We start from the raw sequence: 19,508 nt of genomic DNA, 5'->3' as shown, positions 1-19,508 counted from the left end.
CCCGCCGGGGTCCCGCCCACGCCGCGGCGGCGGCGGGTCCGGCCCCGGGGCCCCCCCCCGGGTGGGGGGGGGGGCGCGCGGGTGGGGGGCCGGCCCCGCACCCGCGCGGTTGCCGGTGCTCAGCCCACCGCGCGCAGCGCGTCGGCGAGGATGTCCGCGCCCTCTTCCGCCTCGGGGATCGCGAGCGAGAGCGGCGGGGCGATGCGCAGCACACTGGTGTTGTGGCCGCCGCCCTTGCCGATGAGCAGGCCGCCCTCGCGAGCCGCCTCCAGGACGGCCGCGGCCGCTTCCGGGTCGGCCTCGTCGGTGCCGGGCTTCACCAGCTCGACGCCGATCATCAGGCCCCGGCCGCGGACCTCGCGTACCCGCTCCGAGGCGGCGCCGATCGCGCGCAGCCGCTCGATGAGCAGGCCGCCGACGCGGCGGGCGTTGCCCTGGAGGTCGTGTTCCAGGAGGTACGAGAGGTTGGCGAGGCCGGCCGCCATGGTGACCGGTGAACCGCCGAAGGTCGAGATGGAGTTGGCGTCCAGGCAGTTCATGACCTCGGCGCGGGCGACCACCCCGCCGATGGACATGCCGTTGCCGATGCCCTTGGCGAAGGTGAGGATGTCCGGCGGCCCGTTCTGCGCGTGCGCCTGCCAGCCCCAGAAGTGCTCGCCGGAGCGCCCCCATCCCGTCTGCACCTCGTCGGAGATCCACAGCACGCCGTGCCGGTTCAGCACCTCGCGGAACGCCCCGTACAGCCCGTCCGGTGGTGAGGTGAAGCCGCCGACGCCCTGGATGGGTTCGGCGATCAGGGCCGCCGGGGTGCGGGCGTGGCCGAGCAGGTCCTCCAGGTCCGCGACGCAGGCGGCGGTGAACTCCTCGTCGCTCAGGTGCGCGTAGGGGCCCCGGGTGCGGACGCCGCCGTGCACGTACAGGGTCTGGAGCGGCGAGAGGCTGGTGGGTGACCAGGCGTTGTTGCCGGTGATGGAGACGGCGGAGAAGGACCGGCCGTGGTAGCTGTTGCGCATCGCCAGGATCTGGTTCGACCCGCGGTATGTGGTGGCCAGCAGCAGGGCGGTGTCGTTGGCCTCGGTGCCGGAGGTGGTGAAGAAGACCCGGGCGTCGGGGATGCCGGAGAGCGAGGCGATGCGTTCGGCCAGCTCGATCATCGGGCGGTTGAGGTAGAGCGTCGAGGAGTGGATGATCCGGCCGGCCTGCTCGCTGACGGCCTTGGTGACCTCGGGCAGGGCGTGGGCGGTCATGGTGGTGAGGATGCCGCCGAAGAAGTCGAGGTAGCGGTTGCCGTCGGCGTCCCAGACGTGGCGGCCCTCGCCGTGCGTGATCTCCAGCGGGTGGCGGTAGTAGAGGGCCAGCCAGTCGGGGCTGACGGCGAGGTGGCGGTGGTGGAGGCTGCTCACGGCTGGACCAGCCCCTCGTACGCGTCGGGCCTGCGGTCCCGGTAGAACGCCCACTGCTGCCGGACCTCCTCGATGAGCCCGAAGTCCAGGTCGCGGACGAGGAGTTCCTCCTCCTTGTCGCTTGCGACGTCACCGACGAACCGGCCGCGCGGGTCCACGAAGTAGCTGGTGCCGTAGAAGTCGTTGTCGCCGTACTCCTCCTGGCCGACCCGGTTGATCGCGGCGATGAAGTACTCGTTGGCGACGGCGGCAGCGGGCTGCTCCAGCTGCCACAGGTAGGCGGAGAGGCCGCGCGAGGTGGCGGACGGGTTGTAGACCAACTGGGCGCCGTTCAGACCCAGTTGACGCCAGCCTTCGGGGAAGTGCCGGTCGTAGCAGATGTAGACGCCGACCTTGCCGACGGCGGTGTCGAAGACCGGCCAGCCGGCGTTGCCGGGTTTGAAGTAGTACTTCTCCCAGAAGCCCTTGACCTGGGGGATGTGGTGCTTGCGGTACTTGCCGAGGTAGGAGCCGTCGGCGTCGATCACGGCGGCGGTGTTGTAGTAGAAGCCGGACCGCTCCAGTTCGAAGACCGGGACGACGATCACCATGCCGGTCTCGCGGGCCAGGTCCCGCATGCGCCGTACGGTCGGCCCGTCCGGCACCGCCTCGGCCCAGCGGTAGTGCTCGGGCTCCTGCACCTGGCAGAAATAGGGGGCGTTGAACACTTCCTGGAAGCCGATGATCTTCGCCCCCTGCCGGGCGGCCTCGCGGGCGTGCTCCTCATGCTTGGCGATCATGGATTCGGTGTCGCCGGTCCAGGTCGCCTGGACGAGTGCGGCGCGTACGACGTGGGACATGAGCTGCTCCTTCGACGCGGCGTCAGAGAGCCTCTTCGTGCTTCTACGCCCGTAGACACGTGCGTAGGGGAGAACGTAAGCCCCGTCACACGACGGGGCAAGACCATCGCCGTGAACCAGCTGAGTCGATCATGTTTCACACCCGTGCGGGCCAGCGCGGCGCGCGCCGGGCGTCAGAGGGTGATGGCGATGCCCGTGTGGGGGCGCTTGCCGAGCCTGACGATCGTCGCCGGGTAGTCGAGCAGCCAGTACTTCCAGGTGTACTTGCGGCCTATCGCGCGGCGCACGGCGGCCGTCTCCCGCTCGCCGAGCAGCCTGGCGGTGCCCTCGGCGCTCGGGGCGCCTTCCTCGGTCCGCCCGCGTACGTCGCAGACGGTGACCCGGACCCGGCTGTCGTTGCGCAGCCGCTTGACCTTCCAGGAGTCGGTCTTGGTCCAGACGAGCAGTTCACCGCCTTCGGCCACCGCCCAGACGGGGGTGGCGACGGGCGTCCCGTCCTTGCGGTACGTGGTCAGGCTGACGTATTCGCTGCGCGCGAAGTCCTGGAGGCTCATGGCCCCCAGCGTATGCGCGCGGGCGCAAGCGGGGCGCGAGACCGGCGCTATCCGGCGAGCGGTACGGCCGCCGGTTCCGGGGCGCAGCGCAGCAGGAGTTGGTCCATGGAGAGGCCGAGCGCGCCGGCCAGGGCGGCGACGGTGAAGAACGCGGGGGTCGGGGCGCGGCCGGTCTCGATCTTCCGCAGGGTCTCGGCGGAGATCCCGGCGCGGGCGGCGATGTCGGTCATGGAGCGGGCGCCGCGCGCCTCGCGCAGCAGCAGGCCGAGCCGTTCGCCGCGCAGCCGCTCTTCGGGGGTCAGGGGGGTACGGACCATGCCGTCATTCTAATACCGCTCGGACCGGTATAGTAATTGCGGTATTGTAATTGGCATGGTGCAACTCAAGACGGACACGTCCATCGAAGCCATGCGTGCGACCGGCCGCGTCGTCGCCCGCATGCTCACCGCCGCCCGGGAGGCGGCCGGCATCGGGGTCTCCCTGCGCGAACTGGACGAGGTGGCGCGCGGGGTGCTGCGCGAGGCGGGCGCCGGCTCGCCGTTCCTGGGCTACCGGCCGCACTTCGCCCCGGTCCCCTTCCCCGCGGTCATCTGCGCGTCGGTCAACGACGCGATCGTGCACGGCATCCCGACGGACTACCGGCTGCGCGACGGCGACCTGGTCAGCATCGACGCGGGCGCCACGCTGGACGGCTGGGCCGGCGACTCGGCGATCAGCTTCACCGTGGGCCGCGCCCGCCCCGCCGACACCCGGCTCGTCGACACCGCGTACAAGGCCCTGGAAGCGGGCATCGCGGCGGCCACCGTGGGCAACCGGATCGGTGACATCGCGCACGCCATCGGAACGGTCTGCCGCACCGCCGGCTACGGCATCCCCGAGGGGTTCGGCGGGCACGGCGTGGGCCGCGAGATGCACGAGGACCCGGGGGTGCCCAACGAGGGCCGTCCGGGGCGCGGGATGCCCCTGCGCCACGGCATGGTGCTGGCCATCGAGCCGATGCTGATCGGGGGCGGCGTGGACACGTACCGCGCGGACCGCGACGGCTGGACCCTGCGCACGACGGACGGCAGCCGGGCCGCGCACGCCGAGCACACGGTGGCGGTCACGGACGACGGCCCGCGCATCCTGACGGCGCTCTAGGGCCTGTCCGGCGGATCTTCGTGGATCAGCCTGCGGCGTCTGGTGCATCCCCAAGTTCTCGGCTCCGCTCGAACAGGGGAGACCCCACTTCTCGGCGTGCGCCCGGATCGCCCTCGTACTGGACGTACTTGGGTGATTCGGGCGTGCGGCGAGAGTGCGTGCCAGGCGTCGCGGGCCCGCGAAGATCCGCCGGACAGGCCCTAGTGACCGCGCACGAACTCCTCCGCGAGGGCCCGGCCCATGCGCTCGGCGGCCTCGTGGTCCTCGATCGGTGACACCCGGGAGTCCTTGAACAGGATGTACGTGACTCCGGAGGGCGCGCCGCCGCTGCCCGGGTCCGGGTCGATGCCGAGCGACCGCGCCGTGGCGTACGAGGCTTCGCCGATGACGCGTTCCGGGCCGACGTCGCCGACGACCGCGTACTCCACCTTCTCGCCGTGGACGACGGCGACGACCCCGCCGCCCCGGATGCCGGACTCCGCGTAGTCCCAGACGCCGCTGGGCGCCGGCACGACCACGTACGGCAGGCTCTCCGCGTCGAGCGGCCGGCCGTCGGAGGCGTGGAAGGCGGTGTCGCCGTGGAAGAAGGGGTCGGTGGCGGCGTTGCAGGCGGCGGTCGTCCGGCCGTCGCAGTCGACGTCCAGGTCGGCCTTCCAGAACACCGCGCCCTCCGCACCGCAGACCCGGACATCCGCCGAAGCCGCCGCGTCCTTGCGGTACTTGCCGTTCGACACCTGCTCGCAGGCGGACACCCCGGCCAGCAGGTCGGCCGCCCCGACCCCGGTGCTCTCCCGGTCCGGGGCCGGGGCGGGCGCGGGTCTGGACCGGTGGGCCCGGGCCGGTTCCTGGTGGGCCCGCGCCACCGGAGCGAGCGGCACGGCCGGCAGGACGGGCCGGGGCGCCGGCGCGGGGGCCGCGAGGGCCGCGTCCGGGCCCCCCGCCGCCGCGAGGGTGACGGGGGCCGGTGTGCCGGCGGTGAGCAGTGCGGCACCGGAGGCTGTGACGAGGGCAAGCGTTCGCATACGCACTGGGGGGAGCGCCCTTCCGACGAGGAGATGGTCGTAACGTGCCCCCCTTGTGAGGTGTGCGGTCAGCGTCGCCCGCTCGGCCTCACCACCATCGCCGAGCCGCCGCCGCGCCGCTCCTTCTCGGCCGCGGCGAGCCACCGTCCGTCGGGCAGCCGCTGTACGCCGGTCGCCGCGCCGATCTCCGGATTGAGCTTGAAGACGTGGCCGAGGGATTCCAGCTTCGCCCGCGACGGGCTGTTCCAGAGCGCCGGTTCCAGCTCGGTGGCCGGCGCGTTGCGCTGGCTCGCCCGGGGCGCGGCGATGGCGTCGGCCAGCGGGAGCCCCCGGTCCAGCTTGCCGGTCAGCGTCTGGAGCACGGTGGTGATGATGGTCGCGCCGCCGGGCGAGCCGAGGGCGAGGACCGGCTCGCCGTGCCGGAGCACGATGGTCGGCGAGATCGAGGAGCGCGGGCGCTTGCCGGGGCCGGGGAGGTTCGGGTCGTGGACGGCGGGGTCGGCCGGCGCGAAGGAGAAGTCGGTCAGCTCGTTGTTGAGCAGGAAGCCGCGCCCCGGCACGGTGATCCCGCTGCCGCCGGTCTGCTCGATGGTCAGGGTGTAGGCGACGACGTTGCCCCACTTGTCGGCAGTCGTCAGGTGCGTGGTGTTCTCACCCTCGTACGTGGTCGGCGCGGCCTTTCCCGCCGGCCGGCAGGCGCCGGGGTGGCGCGGGTCGCCCGGGGCGAGCGGGCTGGTCAGCACCGCGTCGTCCTTGATCAGGCACTCCCGCGCGTCCGCGAACCGCTGGCTGAGCAGGCCCGTCGTCGGCACGTCCTCGAACGCCGGATCGCCGACCCAGCGCCCCCGGTCGGCGAACGCGATGCGGCTCGCCTCGATGTAGCGGTGCAGGTACTGGGTCTCGCTGGCCCGCGAGAGGTCGGTGGACTCCAGGATGTTGAGGGCCTCGCCCACCGTCGTACCGCCGGAGGAGGAGGGGGCCATGCCGTACACGTCGAGCCCCCTGTAGTTCACCTTCGTCGGCGCCTGACGCAGTGCCCGGTACGAGCTCAGGTCCTTCGCGGTCAGGTCGCCGGGGCGCACCACCCGGCCGGACGCCGGGTCGACGGGCGGGTTGCGCACGGTGCGGACGACGTCCTCGGCGAGCTCGCCCCGGTAGAGCTCGTCCACGCCCTTGCGGCCGACCTCCTCGTAGGTGCGCGCCAGGTCCGGGTTCCTGAGGACCGAGCCGACCTCGGGGAGCTTTCCGCCGGGCAGGAACAGCTCGCGGGTGGCCGGGAAGTCCCGGAACCGCTCCTCGTTCCCGGCCGTCTGCGAGCGGAACGTTTCGTCTACGACGAAGCCGTCCCGGGCGATCCGTTCGGCGGGCTGGAGGACCTGCCGGAGCGACTTGCTGCCCCAGGCGTTAAGGGCGGTGTCCCAGGTGGCCGGGGTGCCGGGGGTGCCGACACCGAGCCCGCTGGTCACGGCGTCGGCGAAGGCGAGCGGCTTGCCGTTCTCCAGGAAGAGGGAGGCGTCGGCGCTGAGCGGTGCCGTCTCGCGGCCGTCGATGGTGCGGACGGTGTGGCTGCGGGCGTCGTAATAGACGAAGTAGCCACCGCCGCCGAGCCCCGCCGAGTACGGCTCGGTGACGCCGAGCGCGGCGGCCGTGGCCACGGCCGCGTCGACCGCGTTGCCGCCCTTGCGCAGCACCTCGATACCGGCGGCCGTGGCGTCCGCGTCGACGCTGGAGACCGCTCCGCCGTATCCCACCGCGACGGGTGACTTGGGCGGTGGCGCCGAGGGGTGGGCGGACGAGGAGGGGGCGGCGGCCCCGACCGACACGACGGCGGCCAGGATCGCCGCCAACGACACATTTCGCCTGATGGAACGTCGCATGCGCAACCTCCGGTGAAGGATCGTCCGCGCAGGGTAACGCCGCTTCGGTCACCCCGTCAGGACCGCCTCGAACTTGAGGCCGAATGCCCGCTGACATGCCCGCCCATGACTGACGACGTACGAAGCATCGCGCTGGGCGTGATAGCCGCGGCGTCAGCGCCGCCCTCGGCCGGCTCGCGCGCACCTCTCTCCGGCGCCGCAGGCACGGGCCGCCAGGTCGGGTGGGCCTCTGCACCCGGGCGATTCTCTCCTTGCGGTCTCCTGAGCGGTTCGGCCGCCCGAGTTGTCCCGCTCGCGTTCCGCCCGTGGCCCCACACGCGCCCCCACGGGACGATGGTTTCGGGCATATCCGCCGGGCCCGGACCGCGCGGTAACGGCTCTTCGCGCGGGTGGCGACCGGCATGGCCGGCGCGGCCCGCGCGAGTGCGGAATCGATACTTCCGGTCACCGGCACCCCGCGCCCCCCGTCCCGCCCCACAGGCACCGAACAATAAAAAGAACTTCTTCTTATAAATTACCCTCGTGCGCCCCCCTCATCGCGCTGGCCAAAAAACGCCGTTCACTCATTCACGGCCCTTCACGTCCGCTGCTACTCTGCGAGCCCCTGTTCGGATGTGATGGAGATTCTCCGCATGGAAGATCGGCCCAATACGGGGTCGCTGCCGGCGAATGCGTGGACCACCGGCGCGGCCGCCCGCGAATGTCTCCGCTATGCCGCGTACCCGATTCTGCTCCTGTCCGCAGTCTGGCTATTCACCTCGGTTCTGCGCTTCGACTGGGACCGGGGCCGGGCTGTCCAGCTCTTCCTGATCGGCACCATCGTCTATCTCGCGGCGCTGGAGCGGCTGATCCCGCACCGGATCGACTGGCACCCGAGCGGCCGTGAACTGTACTGGTACGCAGTCTATTTCGGGTTCACCATGGCCGGCGCCGTGCTCGGCCAGTCGGTCGTAGCGGCCGTTCTGGCCGCGACCCCCGTCACGGGGCCGGGGCTCGCGCTCGGGGCCGAGGTGCCCCTCGCGCTGCTGACCTCCTCACTGGCCGGCTACCTCGCCCACCGGTGGGCGCATTCCAATCGGTGGCTGTGGAAGGTACACGGAATTCATCACGTCCCGGGAAAAGTGAACGTCGCCAATAACGGCGTCAACCACCTACTGGATGTCGCCTTCAAACAGGGCGCAGTCCAATTGACACTGGGATTTCTCGGATTCTCTGCCGACTGCCTTTTCGCGGTGGCACTCTTCACCCTTGTCCAAGGCTATTTCGTGCACGCGAACGTGGACGTCCGACTCGGTCCGCTCCACCACGTCCTGGCCAGCCCCGAGCAGCACCGGCTGCACCACAGCGCCGACCTGGCCGAGGCCGGTCACTTCGGCGTGGACCTCTCGGTCTGGGACCGCCTCTTCGGCAGTTTCACCTGGCGACCGGACCGCCGCCCGGCGATCGTCGGCATCAAGGACCCCGCCACGTTCCCGGAGACCGGCTCGATCGTCGCCAGCCTGCTCCACCCCGTGCGCCGCCCGTCCCGCACCGCGTAGTCCCCCGTACCGCGCACACCCGCTCCGCACCGCGCCCTCCCCGCCCCGTACCGCGCCGTACAGGCGTCGTGCCCCCCGTACGTCCCCGCCCGGCCCGTACCGAGGCGTCTTCTCCACCGGATTGGACCATGACGGACTCACCCAGCGCCGCCCACCGCGACAAGGTCGCCATCATCGGCATCGGCTGCCGGCTCCCCGGACACGCGGGCGACCACCGGTCCTTCTGGCGCAATCTGATCGAGGGCCGGGACTGTCTCGTCCCCACCCCCGCGGACCGGTACGACACCACGACCCTCGGCAGCCGCGACCGGGCCAAGCCGGGCCGGCTGACCGGCGGCCGGGGCGGCTACATCGACGGTTTCGACGAGTTCGACCCCCACTTCTTCGGGATCAGCCCGCGCGAGGCCGAGTACATGGACCCGCAGCAGCGCAAGCTCCTGGAGGTGTCCTGGGAGGCGCTGGAGGACGGCGGGCAGCGGCCCTCCGAGCTGGCCGGGCGGGACGTCGGCGTCTTCATCGGCGCCTTCACCCTGGACTACAAGATCCTGCAGTTCGCCGACCTCGGCTTCGAGACGCTGGCCGCGCACACCGCGACCGGCACGATGATGACGATGGTCTCGAACCGCATTTCGCACTGCCTAGACTTCCGCGGCCCCAGCGTCTCGATCGACACGGCGTGCAGCTCCTCCCTGGTCGCGGTCCACCTGGCCTGCCAGAGCCTGCAGCGCGGCGAGAGCGAACTCGCCCTGGCCGGAGGCACCCTGCTGCACCTCGCGCCGCAGTACACCATCGCCGAGACCAAGGGCGGCTTCCTCTCCCCCGACGGACGCTCCCGCGCCTTCGACGCCTCCGCCGACGGCTACGTACGGGCCGAGGGCGTCGGCGTCGTGGTGCTCAAGCGCCTCTCGGACGCGCTGCGCGACGGCGACCCGGTGCACGCCGTGGTGATCGGCAGCGGGGTGAACCAGGACGGACGCACCAACGGCATCACCGTGCCCAGCGCCGACGCCCAGGCCACGCTCATCGAGCGGGTCTGCGCCGAGGCGGGAGTGACGCCGGGCAGCCTCCAGTACGTCGAGGCGCACGGCACCTCCACCCCCGTCGGCGACCCGATCGAAGCGCGGGCGCTCGGCCGGGTGCTGGCGCAGGGCCGGGCGCCCGGGGCGCGGTGCTACGTCGGCTCGGTCAAGACCAACATCGGGCACACGGAGGCCGCCGCCGGCGTCGCGGGCCTGATCAAGACGGCGCTGGCCCTCCGGCACCGCCGCATCCCACCGCACCTGAACCTCGAACAGCGCAACCCCGCCATCGACTTCGCCGCGCTGCCCTTCGAGATCCCGACCGCACCGGTCGACTGGCCGGAGCACGAGGGACCCGCGCGGGCAGGCGTCAACTCCTTCGGTTTCGGCGGCACCAACGCCCACGTCCTGCTGGAGGAGGCCCCGCCCCGCCCGCCGGAGGAGCCGCGCGCGACGGCCCGGACGCCCGCCCGCTCGGTCCTCCCGCTGAGCGCGCGGCACGCGTCGGGCCCTGCCGAACTGGCCGCGGGCATCCGCCGCGAACTTGCCGCCGGAGTGCCTCTCGCCGACCTCGGGCACACCCTGGCCCACCGCCGCCAGCACTTCGAGGAGCGCCTTGCCGTCGTCCACTCCCCCCTCGGCCCGCCCGGTTCCCTCGACGAGGTACTGGCCGCCTGCGAGCGCGGGGAGCAGCATCCCCGGGCCGTGCGGGGCCGCATCCGGGAGCCCGGGGCGCGGCGGCTGGTGTGGGTGTTCACCGGCATGGGGCCGCAGTGGTGGGGCATGGGGCGCGGGCTCCTGGACGCCGAGCCCGTGTTCCGGGAGGCGGTCGAGCGCTGCGATCGGGAGATCCGGCGCCAGGCGGGCTGGTCGCTGCTCGACGAGCTGACCCGGCCCGAGGACGAGTCCCGGATGGCCGAGACCTGGCTCGCCCAGCCCGCCAACTTCGCCGTCCAGGCGGGGCTCGCGGCGCTGTGGGAACACCACGGGGTGCGGCCGGACGCCGTCGTCGGGCACAGCACCGGCGAGATCGCGGCCTTCCACCAGGCCGGGGTGTACGGCCTGGAGGACGCCGTCCGGATCGCGCTGGCGCGCAGCGCCCTCCAGCATCGGCTCGCGGGCACCGGCGTGATGCTGGCGGCGAACCTGTCCGAGGAGCAGGCCGAGCGGCTGGTCCGCCCGTACCGGGATCAGGTGTCGGTCGCCGCCGTGAACAGCCCGGCGTCGGTGACGCTGTCCGGGGACCGGGACACCCTCGGAAAGCTCGCCGGGCGGCTGGAGCGGGAGCAGGTCTTCGCCCGGTTCCTCGATGTCGAAGTGCCGTACCACAGCGTGCGGATGGACCCGATCGAGGCCGAGCTGCACGAGGCGCTGGCCGGGATCGCGCCGCGCGCCGCCGGACTCCCGCTGTATACGACCGCCCGCGAGGGGCGTGCGCGGGGGCCGGAGCTGGACGCCGCGTACTGGTGGGAGAACGTCCGGCGGCCGGTCCGGTTCCGTGCCGCGGTCGACCGGCTGGTCGACGACGGGTACACGCTGTTCCTGGAAATCGGTCCGCACCCGGTGCTCGGCCACTCGATCCGGGAGTGCCTGGAGGGCCGGGCGGTCGAGGGGGTGACGCTGCCGTCGATCCGGCGCCGGGAGGACGAGCCCGAGCGGTTCGTCCGCTCCCTCGCGGAGCTGTACACGCTGGGCGTCGACGTGGACTGGTCGGTACTCCAGCCCGTGGGGCGGCCGGTGCCGCTGCCGGGCTATCCGTGGCAGCGGGAGCGGTACTGGGTGGAGCCCTCGCCGGTGGAGCAGATCCGGCTCGGCCGGCTGGACCACCCGCTGCTCGGCCGGCGGACCTCCGCGCTGCAGCCGACCTGGGAGAGCCGCCTGGACACCGAGCGGCTGCCGTACCTGGCCGACCACCGGATCGAGGACAGCACGGTCTTCCCGGCCGCCGGGTACCTGGAGATGGCCGCGCAGGCGGTCCGGGCGCTGACCGGCGGCGACACCGCGACCCTGGCCGACGTCGAGTTCTCCCGGGCCCTGTTCCTGCCCGACGGCGAGGCGACGACCGTCCAGCTCGCCTTCGCGCCGGAGGAGGCCGGGTTCACCATCGCCTCCCTCGCCGGTTCCGGGACCGGGGCCTTGGACCGTACGGTTCACGCGAGCGGGGTCGTCCGCACCGGGCAGCCACGCCGGTTCGCAGCACCACTGGACACGGACGCGGTACGGGCGCGGGCGGGGCGCCGGCTCGACCGGGAGGCGTGCTACGGCGAGCTGGCGGCGCTCGGCTACCGCTACGGCCCGGCGTTCCGGGCGATCGACGAGGTCTGGACGGCACCCGGCGAGGCGCTGTCGCTGATCCGGCCCACCCCGGGCATGGGCGACGGGGCCGCGGACTGCCATGTGCACCCCGTGCTCCTGGACGCCTGCTTCCAGACCATGCTCACCGCGATGACGCCGGACGGCGGCCGGTCCGCCGGAATCCGGCTGCCCGTCGGCCTCGCGGAGCTGCGGCTGGACGCGGTCGGCGACCGGGCCCTGTGGGCGCACGCGACGGTGACCGCGGAGAGCGACGAGGAACTGGTCGGCGACCTCGCCCTGTACGCGGAGGACGGGACACCGCTCGGCCGGATCAGCGGCTTCCGCGCGGCGGCGGTGGACCGGGTGGCCTCCTCGGTGAAGCTCGGGACCATCGACGGCTGGCTGACCGAGGTGGTCTGGGAGGAGACGCCCGCCGAGGCGTCGGGGGACGGCGGGACCGCTGAGGGGTCCGGGGACGGTCCCGACGGCTCCCCCGTGCCCGGCCTGGTGGTCTTCGCCGACGAGGGCGGGTTCGGCGCGCGGATGGCCGAGGCGGTCGTGGCGCGCGGCGGGCGGTGCCGGCTGGTCCGCCCGGGCAGCCGATACCGGAGCGGTGCCCGGCACATCACCGTGCGACCCGATTCGGCGGCCGATCTGCGCAGGCTGTTCGACGAACTCGGGCCGGGGTTCGGAGCCGTGGTGCATCTGTGGAACCTCGATCTGCCTCCGCTGGACACGGTCGGCGCGGCGGACCTCGACGGGATCGGCACGGTCGGCGGCTACTCGCTCGTCCTGCTCGCCCAGGTGCTGCCCGAGGCGTGCCCGGAGGGGCGCCTGCACATCGTCACCCGGGGCGCCCAGGCGGTGGTGCCGGGCGAGCCGGTGGAGCCGTTCGGTGCGCCCGCCTGGGGCATCGGCCGGGTGCTGTGGCAGCAGGAGCTGACCGGTCACAGCGGCAAGCTGATCGATCTCGACCCGGCCGGGGGCCCCGGCGAGGCCGAGGTGCTGCTGCGCGCGCTCACGGCGGACGACGGCGAGGGCGAGATCGCGCTGCGGTCCGGGCGGCGGTACCTCAGCCGGCTGCGTCCGCCCGCGGGGCTGACCCGTCCGCTGCCGCTGCGGCTGCGCGCGGACGGCGCCTATCTGGTCACGGGCGCGTTCGGGGCGCTGGGGCGGCTGCTCTGCCGCACCCTGGTACGGCGCGGGGCCCGGCGCCTCGTCCTGCTCGGCCGCACCGGCGTGCCGGAGCGCGGTGCGTGGCGGGGGCTCGATCCGGGAGGCCCCGAGGGGCGGCGGGTCGCGCTCCTGCGCGAACTCGAAGCGCTCGGTGCGGAGGTGCTGGTCGCCGCGGTGGACGTGACCGACGCGGCGGCCATGGAGGGCTGGCTGGCCGGGCGTCGGGCCGCCGGTCTGCCGCCGGTGCGGGGCGTGTTCCACCTCGCGGGACAGGTGCGGGACGTCCTGCTGCCGTCGTTGGACCGCGAAGCGTTCGACGCGGGCTACGGTCCGAAGGTGTACGGCGGGTACCTGCTGCACCGGCTGCTGCGCGACGAGCCGGTCGAGCACTTCGTACTGTTCGCGTCGGTCGCCTCGCTGCTGACCACGGCCGGCCAGGTCAACTACGCGGCCGGGAACGCGTTCCTGGACGCGCTCGCCCATCACCGCCGGGCGCTCGGCCTGCCCGCGCTCAGCCTGGACTGGGGGCCGTGGGCCACCGGCATGATCGAGGAGCTCGGGCTGGTCGCCCACTACCGGGACGCGCGCGGGATGAGCTCGCTGGCGCCGGAGGCGGGCATGGCGGTTCTGGAGCGGGTGATCGGGCAGGACCGGGCCCAGTTGCTGGTGGCCGCGGTGGTGGACTGGCCGGTGTTCCTGTCCTGGTATCCCACTGCGCCGCCGCTGGTCTCGGCGCTCGCCGCCGCGGCGGCGCGGGAGGCCCCGGCGGGGCAGGGCGGCAGTCTGCTCGACGCGTTCCGCGCCGCCGACGAGGCGGCGCGTACGGCGTTGGTGGCCGAGCGGTTCGCGGCCCTGGCGGCGGGTGTGCTGCGGGTGCGGCCGGAGCTGGTCGACGCGGACGCCCGGCTCGGCTCGCTCGGTCTGGACTCGCTGCTCGCCATGGAGCTGCGGGCCCGGACCCAGACCGAGCTGGGGATCTCGCTGCCTGTGGTGACGCTGCTCAGCGACGGGCCGGTGAGCGAGCTGACCGAGCGGCTGCACGCGGGGCTGACCGAGCTGGCGGCGGCCGGGGGGCCGGTGGCGGAGACGGCGGTGGAGTTGTTCACCGACGAGGCGTGCTACCCGCTCACCCACAACCAGCAGGCCCTGTGGTTCCTCCGGCAGCTCAACCCGGACGGCTTCGCGTACAACATCGGCGGCGCGGTGGAGGTGCGCACGGAGATCGACCCGGAGCTGCTGTTCGATGCCTTCCGGACGCTGATCGCCCGGCACCCGAGCCTGCGCGTCAACATCACCACCGAGAACGGGCGTCCGGTCCAGCGAGTGCGGCCCGAGGCCATCGCCGACACCGGCCTTCTCGATGTGTCCGGGCTGCCCTGGGACGAGGTCCGCGCCCGGCTGGTGGAGGAGTACCGCAGGCCGTACGACCTGGAGCGGGACCCTCTGGTGCGGCTGCGGCTGTTCCGGCGGGCCCCGGACCGCTGGGTGCTGATGAAGGCGGTCCACCACATCGTCTCGGACGCGATCTCCACCTTCACCTTCATCGAGGAGCTGTTCGAGGTCTACCACGGGCTGTGCACCGGCCGGCCGGCCGAGCTGGCCCCGGTCCGGGCCCGCTACCTGGACTTCCTCAACCGGCGGAACCGCTTCCTGGCCGGGCCCGAGGCGCGGCGGATGCTGGAGTACTGGCGGGAGCACCTGCCGCGGGAGGTCCCGGCGCTCGAACTGCCCACCGACCGGCCGCGCCCGCCGGTGCAGACCGACCACGGCGCCTCCGAGTTCTTCCAGCTCGACGACGAGCTGAGCGCCCGGGTGCGGACGCTGGCCCGGGAGCACAACGTCACCGTGTTCACGGTGCTGCTCACCGCGTACTACCTGCTGCTGCACCGCTGGTCGGGGCAGGACGAGATCGTGGTCGGCAGCCCCGTCACCGGGCGCACCGAGGAGGAGTTCGCCTCCGTCTACGGCTACTTCGTCAATCCGCTGCCGCTGCACGTGAGCCTGGCCGGGGAGCCGTCGGTGGCCGAGCTGCTGGGCCGGGTGCGGGACACGGTCCTGGGGGGCCTCGACAATCAGGAGTATCCGTTCGTGCTGCTCGTGGAGCAGTTGGGCCTCCAGCACGACCCGAGCCGCTCGGCGGTCTTCCAGGCGATGTTCATCCTGCTCACCCACAAGGTGGCTGTGGAGCGCTTCGGGTACGCCCTGGAGTACATCGAGCTTCCCGAGGAGGAGGGGCAGTTCGATGTCACGCTCTCCGCGTACGAGGATCGGTCCGACGGGCGCTTCCACTGCGTGCTGAAGTACAACACCGACCTGTTCGACGCGGCGACGGTGCGTCGGATGGCCGCGCACTACCGAAACCTCCTCGACGGCCTGACCCGCGCGGAGGGCGAGTGCCCGGCGGGACGGCTGCCGATGCTGGGGGCCGGGGAACGGGAGCGGATCGTTACCGGGTTCGGCGGCGTCGGCCGGCGGATCGACCACGACGTGCCGGTGCACGAGCTGATCGTGAAGATCGCCGCGCAGTTCCCGGAGGCGGTCGCGGTGTCCGTGCCGGGCGGGCGGCGGCTCGGCTACCGGGAGCTGGACCAGCGCTCGCGGCGCGTGGCGGCCTCGCTGCGCGAACGCGGCGTCGGCGCCGGGGCGGTGGTGGCGGTGCGTCTCGCGAAGTCGCCGGAGCTGGTGATCGCGCTGCTCGCGGTGTTGCGGGCCGGGGGCGCGTATCTGCCGCTGGACCCGGACCACCCGCCGGAGCGGCTGGCCGAACTGATGGAGAACGCCGGGGCCACGCTGGTCCTGACCGACGGGCGGCGGGGCCGGGCGGCCCGGCTGCCGGGACGGCTGGTCACCCTCGACGAGCTGGACCGGCCGGGGGCCGAGGAGCGGCTGGAGCCGGCCGTGGGCCTCGACCAGACGGCGTACGTGATCCACACCTCGGGTTCCACCGGCCGCCCCAAGGCGGTGCGGGTCAGCCATCGCAACCTGGCCTCGGTGTTCGTCGCCTGGCAGCAGGAGTACCGGCTGGACACCGACGTCCGGGTGCACCTGCAGATGGCGGGCGTCTCCTTCGACGTGTTCACCGGGGACCTGGTCCGGGCGCTGTGTTCGGGCGGGACGCTGGTCCTCGTCGACCGGGATCTCCTCTTCGACACCGCGCGGCTCTACCGGACCATGCGCGCGGAGGGCGTGGACTGCGGCGAGTTCGTGCCGTCGGTGGCGCGCGGGCTGCTGGCGCACTGTGAGCGGGAGGGGCTGGGCCTGGAGTTCATGCGCCTGGTGATCGTCGGCTCGGACGCCTGGCGGGCGGGCGAGCACCGAAGGCTCGTCGCGCTGTGCGGGCCGGGGACCCGGGTGGTCAACTCGTACGGGCTGACCGAGGCCACCATCGACAGCGCCTACTACGAGGGGCCGGCGGAGGGGCTGGAGCCGGGCCGGATGGTGCCGGCCGGCCGGCCGCTGCCCAACAGCGAGCTGTACGTCCTCGACCGGCACGGCGAGCCGGTGCCGCCGGGGGTGGCCGGTGAGCTGTGGATCGGCGGCGCCGGCGTCGCCGATGGCTACCTGGGCGATCCGGAGCGGACGGCCGAGCGGTTCGTGACCCTCGAACCGGGCGGCGAACCCGTACGGCTGTACCGGACGGGGGACCTCGTGCACTGGGACGCGGAGGGGGTGCTGCACCTCCTCGGACGGGCCGACGGGCAGGTGAAGGTGCGCGGCCACCGAGTGGAGACCGGGGAGATCGAGGCGCGGCTGGCCGTCCGGCCCGAGCTGGCGCAGGTGTGCGTGACGGCGCGGCGGGACGAGACGGGCGAGAACGTGCTGTGCGCCTACTGCGTGCCCGCGCCGGGCGCGGTGGCCGACGCCCGGGAGCTGCGCCGCCACCTCGCGGAGCAGTTGCCGACGTATCTGATCCCGGCGCACTTCATGGAGCTGTCCGCGCTGCCGCTGACCGCGAACGGCAAGGTCGATCTCGGCGCGCTGCCGGAGCCGCGCGCCGAGGCGGGACCGGAGCGGTACGAACCGCCGGTGACGCTGTACGAGACGCGGATGGCGGCGCACTGGCGGTCGCTGCTCGGGCTGGAGCGGCCGGGGCTGCGGGACGACTTCTTCGCGGCGGGCGGCAGTTCGATCAAGCTGATCGAACTGATCCACCACCTGCGGACCGAGTTCAACGCGTCGGTGCCGGTCGGGCGGCTGTTCCGGACCAGCACCCTGCACGGCATGGCCCGCACCCTGGAGGATGTCGTCACCGGGCGGCTGCCCGGCGCCGAGCCGTACCTGTGGTTCAACCCGGGCGCGGACCCGACGGCGACGGTGTTCTGCCTGCCGCCCGCGGGCGGGCACGGGCTGGTGTACCGGCAGCTCGCGGCGCGGCTGCCCGAACACCGCTTCGCCGCGTTCAACTACCTGTCGGGTCCGGACAAGGCGGCCCGGTACGCGGATCTGGTCGAGGAGCTGCACCCGGGCGGGCCGTACACGCTGTTCGGTTACTCCCTCGGCGGCAACCTCGCGTTCGAGATCGCCGGGGAACTGGAGCGGCGGGGCCGCGCGGTGGACCTCGTGCTGATCATGGACTCGTACCGGATCGCCGAGGCCGTCACCCTCGGCGAGGAGCACCTGGCCGAGTTCGAGGCGGAGCTCGCGGAGCACCTGCGGCGGCACACCGGTTCCGAGATCGTCGCCCGGGACACCGTGGAGCAGGCCCGCGAGTACTTGACGCACTGCGGGGCGCACCCGTCGCTCGGTGTGCTCGGCGCGCCGATCGCGGTGATCTCCGACCAGGACAAGCTGCTCCGCTTCGCGGCGGACGCGCCCGGCGGCTGGCACGGGGTCACCGCCGCCGGGTGCACCGTACGCGAGGGGTACGGGCGGCACGCCGAGATGCTCGACGGCTCGTTCCTCGACGGGAACGCGGAGCTGGTCCGGACGCTGCTGGCGGGAGGTGCCACCCATGGGCGTGCGTGACGGCGGGCCCCGCTGGGAGGCCCGGCCTCCCGGGGGGCGGCCCCGGGTGATCATCATCGGCGCGGGCATGTCCGGTCTGGCCGCCGGCTGCTACGCGCAGATGAGCGGGCTGGAGAGCCGGATCTTCGAGAGGCACGTGCTGCCAGGGGGCTGCTGCACCGCCTGGGCCCGGCAGGGCTACCTCTTCGACTACTGCATCGACTGGCTGATCGGCACGGCACCCGGGACCGGGGCGAACGACCTGTGGCGCGAGCTCGGGGCGCTGGACGGGAAGCGGATCACCCTGTTCGACCAGTTCAACCGGGTGGTGACGGAGGACGGCCGGTCCGTCACGTTCTACAACGATCCGGACCGGCTCCAGGAGCACCTGCTGGAGCTCTCGCCCGGCGACGCGCGCCTGATCCGGGCGTTCTGCCGGGACCTCAGGCGTTTCGCGGGGCTCGCCCCGCACTGGGAGCTGAAGCCGCCGCCGCTGAAGTCCCCGGCGGAGAAGGCGCGCACGCTGCTCGCGATCCTGCCGGCGTTCCGGCTGTACTGGCGCACCGCGGCCACGCCCATGCGCAGGTTCGCGGACCGCTTCGAGGAGCCGCTGCTGCGCCAGGCTTTCCCGAACATGTTCCTCCAGGAGCTGACCGGCTTCCCGCTGCTCCCCTTCCTCTTCACGATGTCCTGCGCCTCCAACGGCAACGCGGGCTTCCCGGAGGGCGGTTCGCTGGGTCTGGCCCGGTCGGTGGAGGAGCGGTACACGGGGCTCGGCGGGCACATCGGCTACCGCGCCCGGGTGGAGCGGATCCTCGTCGAGGACGGGCGGGCGGTCGGCGTACGGCTGAGGGACGGGCAGGAGCACTTCGCCGACCACGTGATCGCCGCCTGCGACGGGCCGACGGTGCTGGACCGGCTGCTGGAGGGGCGGTGGAGCAGCCCGCGCACCGAGCGGCTGTACAAGGAGCTGCTGGACCGGCCGGACAACCTGTACCCGGCGGTGGTCTCCGCGTTCGTCGGGATCGACGGCCCGCTGCCCGCCGGTGAACCGCACAGCACCACGTACCTCCTCGGACCGGAGCGGGGCGCGGCGCTGCCGGGGAGCATCCAGCACAGTCTGGTGGTGCAGCGGCGGTCCGACTACGCCGATGGCTTCGCGCCGGCCGGGAAGTCGGTGCTGCACTGCACGTACTTCACCGACCACCGGTCCTGGCAGGATCTGCGGAAGGCGGACCGGCGAGCGTACCGGGCGCGCAAGCAGGAGGTCGTCGACTTCCTGCGGGGCTTCCTGGCCGAGCGCCATCCGGGCCTCGAGAAGCGGATCGAGCTGGTGGACGTGGCGACGCCGGCGACGACGGAGCGGTACACCGGCAACACCTACGGCAGCATCCTGGCCTGGAAGGCGTTCTCCGAGGCCGACGACGTGTCGACCGCGCTGGTGGACCGGGACCGGATGCGGCTGCCGGGGCTGAGCGGCTTCTCGATGGCCGGGCAGTGGACCGGGATGGGCGGCCTGATCCGGGCCGCGACCAGCGGCCGGTACGCGGTCCAGTTCCTGTGCGACGAGCTGGGCCGGGAGTTCCGGGCCTGGCCGAGCGAGGGCGCCGGGCCGTGGCATCCCGGGAAGCTGGGCCGGCTGCCACGACTCGAACAGCGGGCCGACGCCGGGAAGGCGGCGGTGGCCGAATGACCAGAAGG

Annotated in this window: 10 protein-coding genes; 4 read left to right on the top strand and 6 right to left on the bottom strand. The window is 73.0% G+C overall.

Going from position 1 to position 19,508, the window contains the following annotated elements:
- Nucleotides 1-119: 119 nt before the first annotated feature.
- From FKN01_RS24860 to FKN01_RS24845, 4 genes are all read right to left on the bottom strand, one after another.
- Entirely contained in the window at nt 120-1,403 is a 1,284-nt protein-coding gene (locus FKN01_RS24860) for an aspartate aminotransferase family protein (protein WP_143624276.1), read from the bottom strand.
- Nucleotides 1,400-2,242 carry a nitrilase-related carbon-nitrogen hydrolase gene (locus FKN01_RS24855; RefSeq protein WP_143624274.1) on the bottom strand — a complete coding sequence of 281 codons (843 nt, stop codon included), beginning with the start codon at nt 2,240-2,242 and terminating at the stop codon, nt 1,400-1,402. Before FKN01_RS24855 ends, FKN01_RS24860 begins: the two co-directional genes overlap by 4 nt.
- 173 nt (nt 2,243-2,415) lie before the next feature.
- A complete protein-coding gene (locus FKN01_RS24850) occupies nt 2,416-2,796 on the bottom strand; it encodes a PPOX class F420-dependent oxidoreductase (RefSeq protein ID WP_143624272.1) in 381 nt (126 codons plus the stop codon).
- Nucleotides 2,797-2,843: 47 nt separating this feature from the next.
- Nucleotides 2,844-3,113, bottom strand: coding sequence for a helix-turn-helix domain-containing protein (locus FKN01_RS24845; protein WP_143624270.1), 270 nt, complete (start codon nt 3,111-3,113; stop codon nt 2,844-2,846).
- A 55-nt stretch (nt 3,114-3,168) separates the two neighbouring features.
- Here FKN01_RS24845 and map point away from each other — a divergent pair, with 55 nt between their 5' ends.
- Nucleotides 3,169-3,936 carry a type I methionyl aminopeptidase gene (map, locus tag FKN01_RS24840; protein WP_143624268.1) on the top strand — a complete coding sequence of 256 codons (768 nt, stop codon included), beginning with the start codon at nt 3,169-3,171 and terminating at the stop codon, nt 3,934-3,936.
- Between the two features lie 200 nt (nt 3,937-4,136).
- Here the strand turns inward: map and FKN01_RS24830 are convergent, their stop codons facing one another.
- Nucleotides 4,137-4,958, bottom strand: coding sequence for a glycoside hydrolase family 75 protein (locus FKN01_RS24830; RefSeq protein ID WP_143624266.1), 822 nt, complete (start codon nt 4,956-4,958; stop codon nt 4,137-4,139).
- A 68-nt stretch (nt 4,959-5,026) separates the two neighbouring features.
- On the bottom strand, nt 5,027-6,835 hold the full coding sequence (gene ggt / locus FKN01_RS24825; protein ID WP_143624264.1) for a gamma-glutamyltransferase: 1,809 nt from the start codon (nt 6,833-6,835) through the stop codon (nt 5,027-5,029).
- Between the two features lie 632 nt (nt 6,836-7,467).
- On the opposite strand from ggt, the gene FKN01_RS24820 reads away from it, so the two are divergent.
- The 3 genes from FKN01_RS24820 (at nt 7,468) to FKN01_RS24810 (ending at nt 19,500) form a co-directional block, all read left to right on the top strand.
- Nucleotides 7,468-8,373: a sterol desaturase family protein gene (locus tag FKN01_RS24820; protein WP_143624262.1), complete on the top strand. Its 906-nt coding sequence runs from the start codon at nt 7,468-7,470 to the stop codon at nt 8,371-8,373.
- A 128-nt stretch (nt 8,374-8,501) separates the two neighbouring features.
- Nucleotides 8,502-17,828 (top strand): hybrid non-ribosomal peptide synthetase/type I polyketide synthase, encoded by a 9,327-nt coding sequence (locus FKN01_RS24815; protein ID WP_143624260.1) that lies wholly within the window; start codon nt 8,502-8,504, stop codon nt 17,826-17,828.
- Nucleotides 17,815-19,500, top strand: coding sequence for an NAD(P)/FAD-dependent oxidoreductase (locus FKN01_RS24810; protein ID WP_143624258.1), 1,686 nt, complete (start codon nt 17,815-17,817; stop codon nt 19,498-19,500). The genes FKN01_RS24815 and FKN01_RS24810 overlap by 14 nt, the downstream gene beginning before the upstream one ends.
- Nucleotides 19,501-19,508: the final 8 nt, after the last annotated feature.

The sequence above is a fragment of the Streptomyces sp. 130 genome (genome assembly GCF_007096885.1).
Taxonomy (GTDB): domain Bacteria; phylum Actinomycetota; class Actinomycetes; order Streptomycetales; family Streptomycetaceae; genus Streptomyces.
The sequence above is the reverse complement of the archived record's forward strand: the minus strand, read 5'-3'. Positions and strand labels throughout refer to the sequence as shown.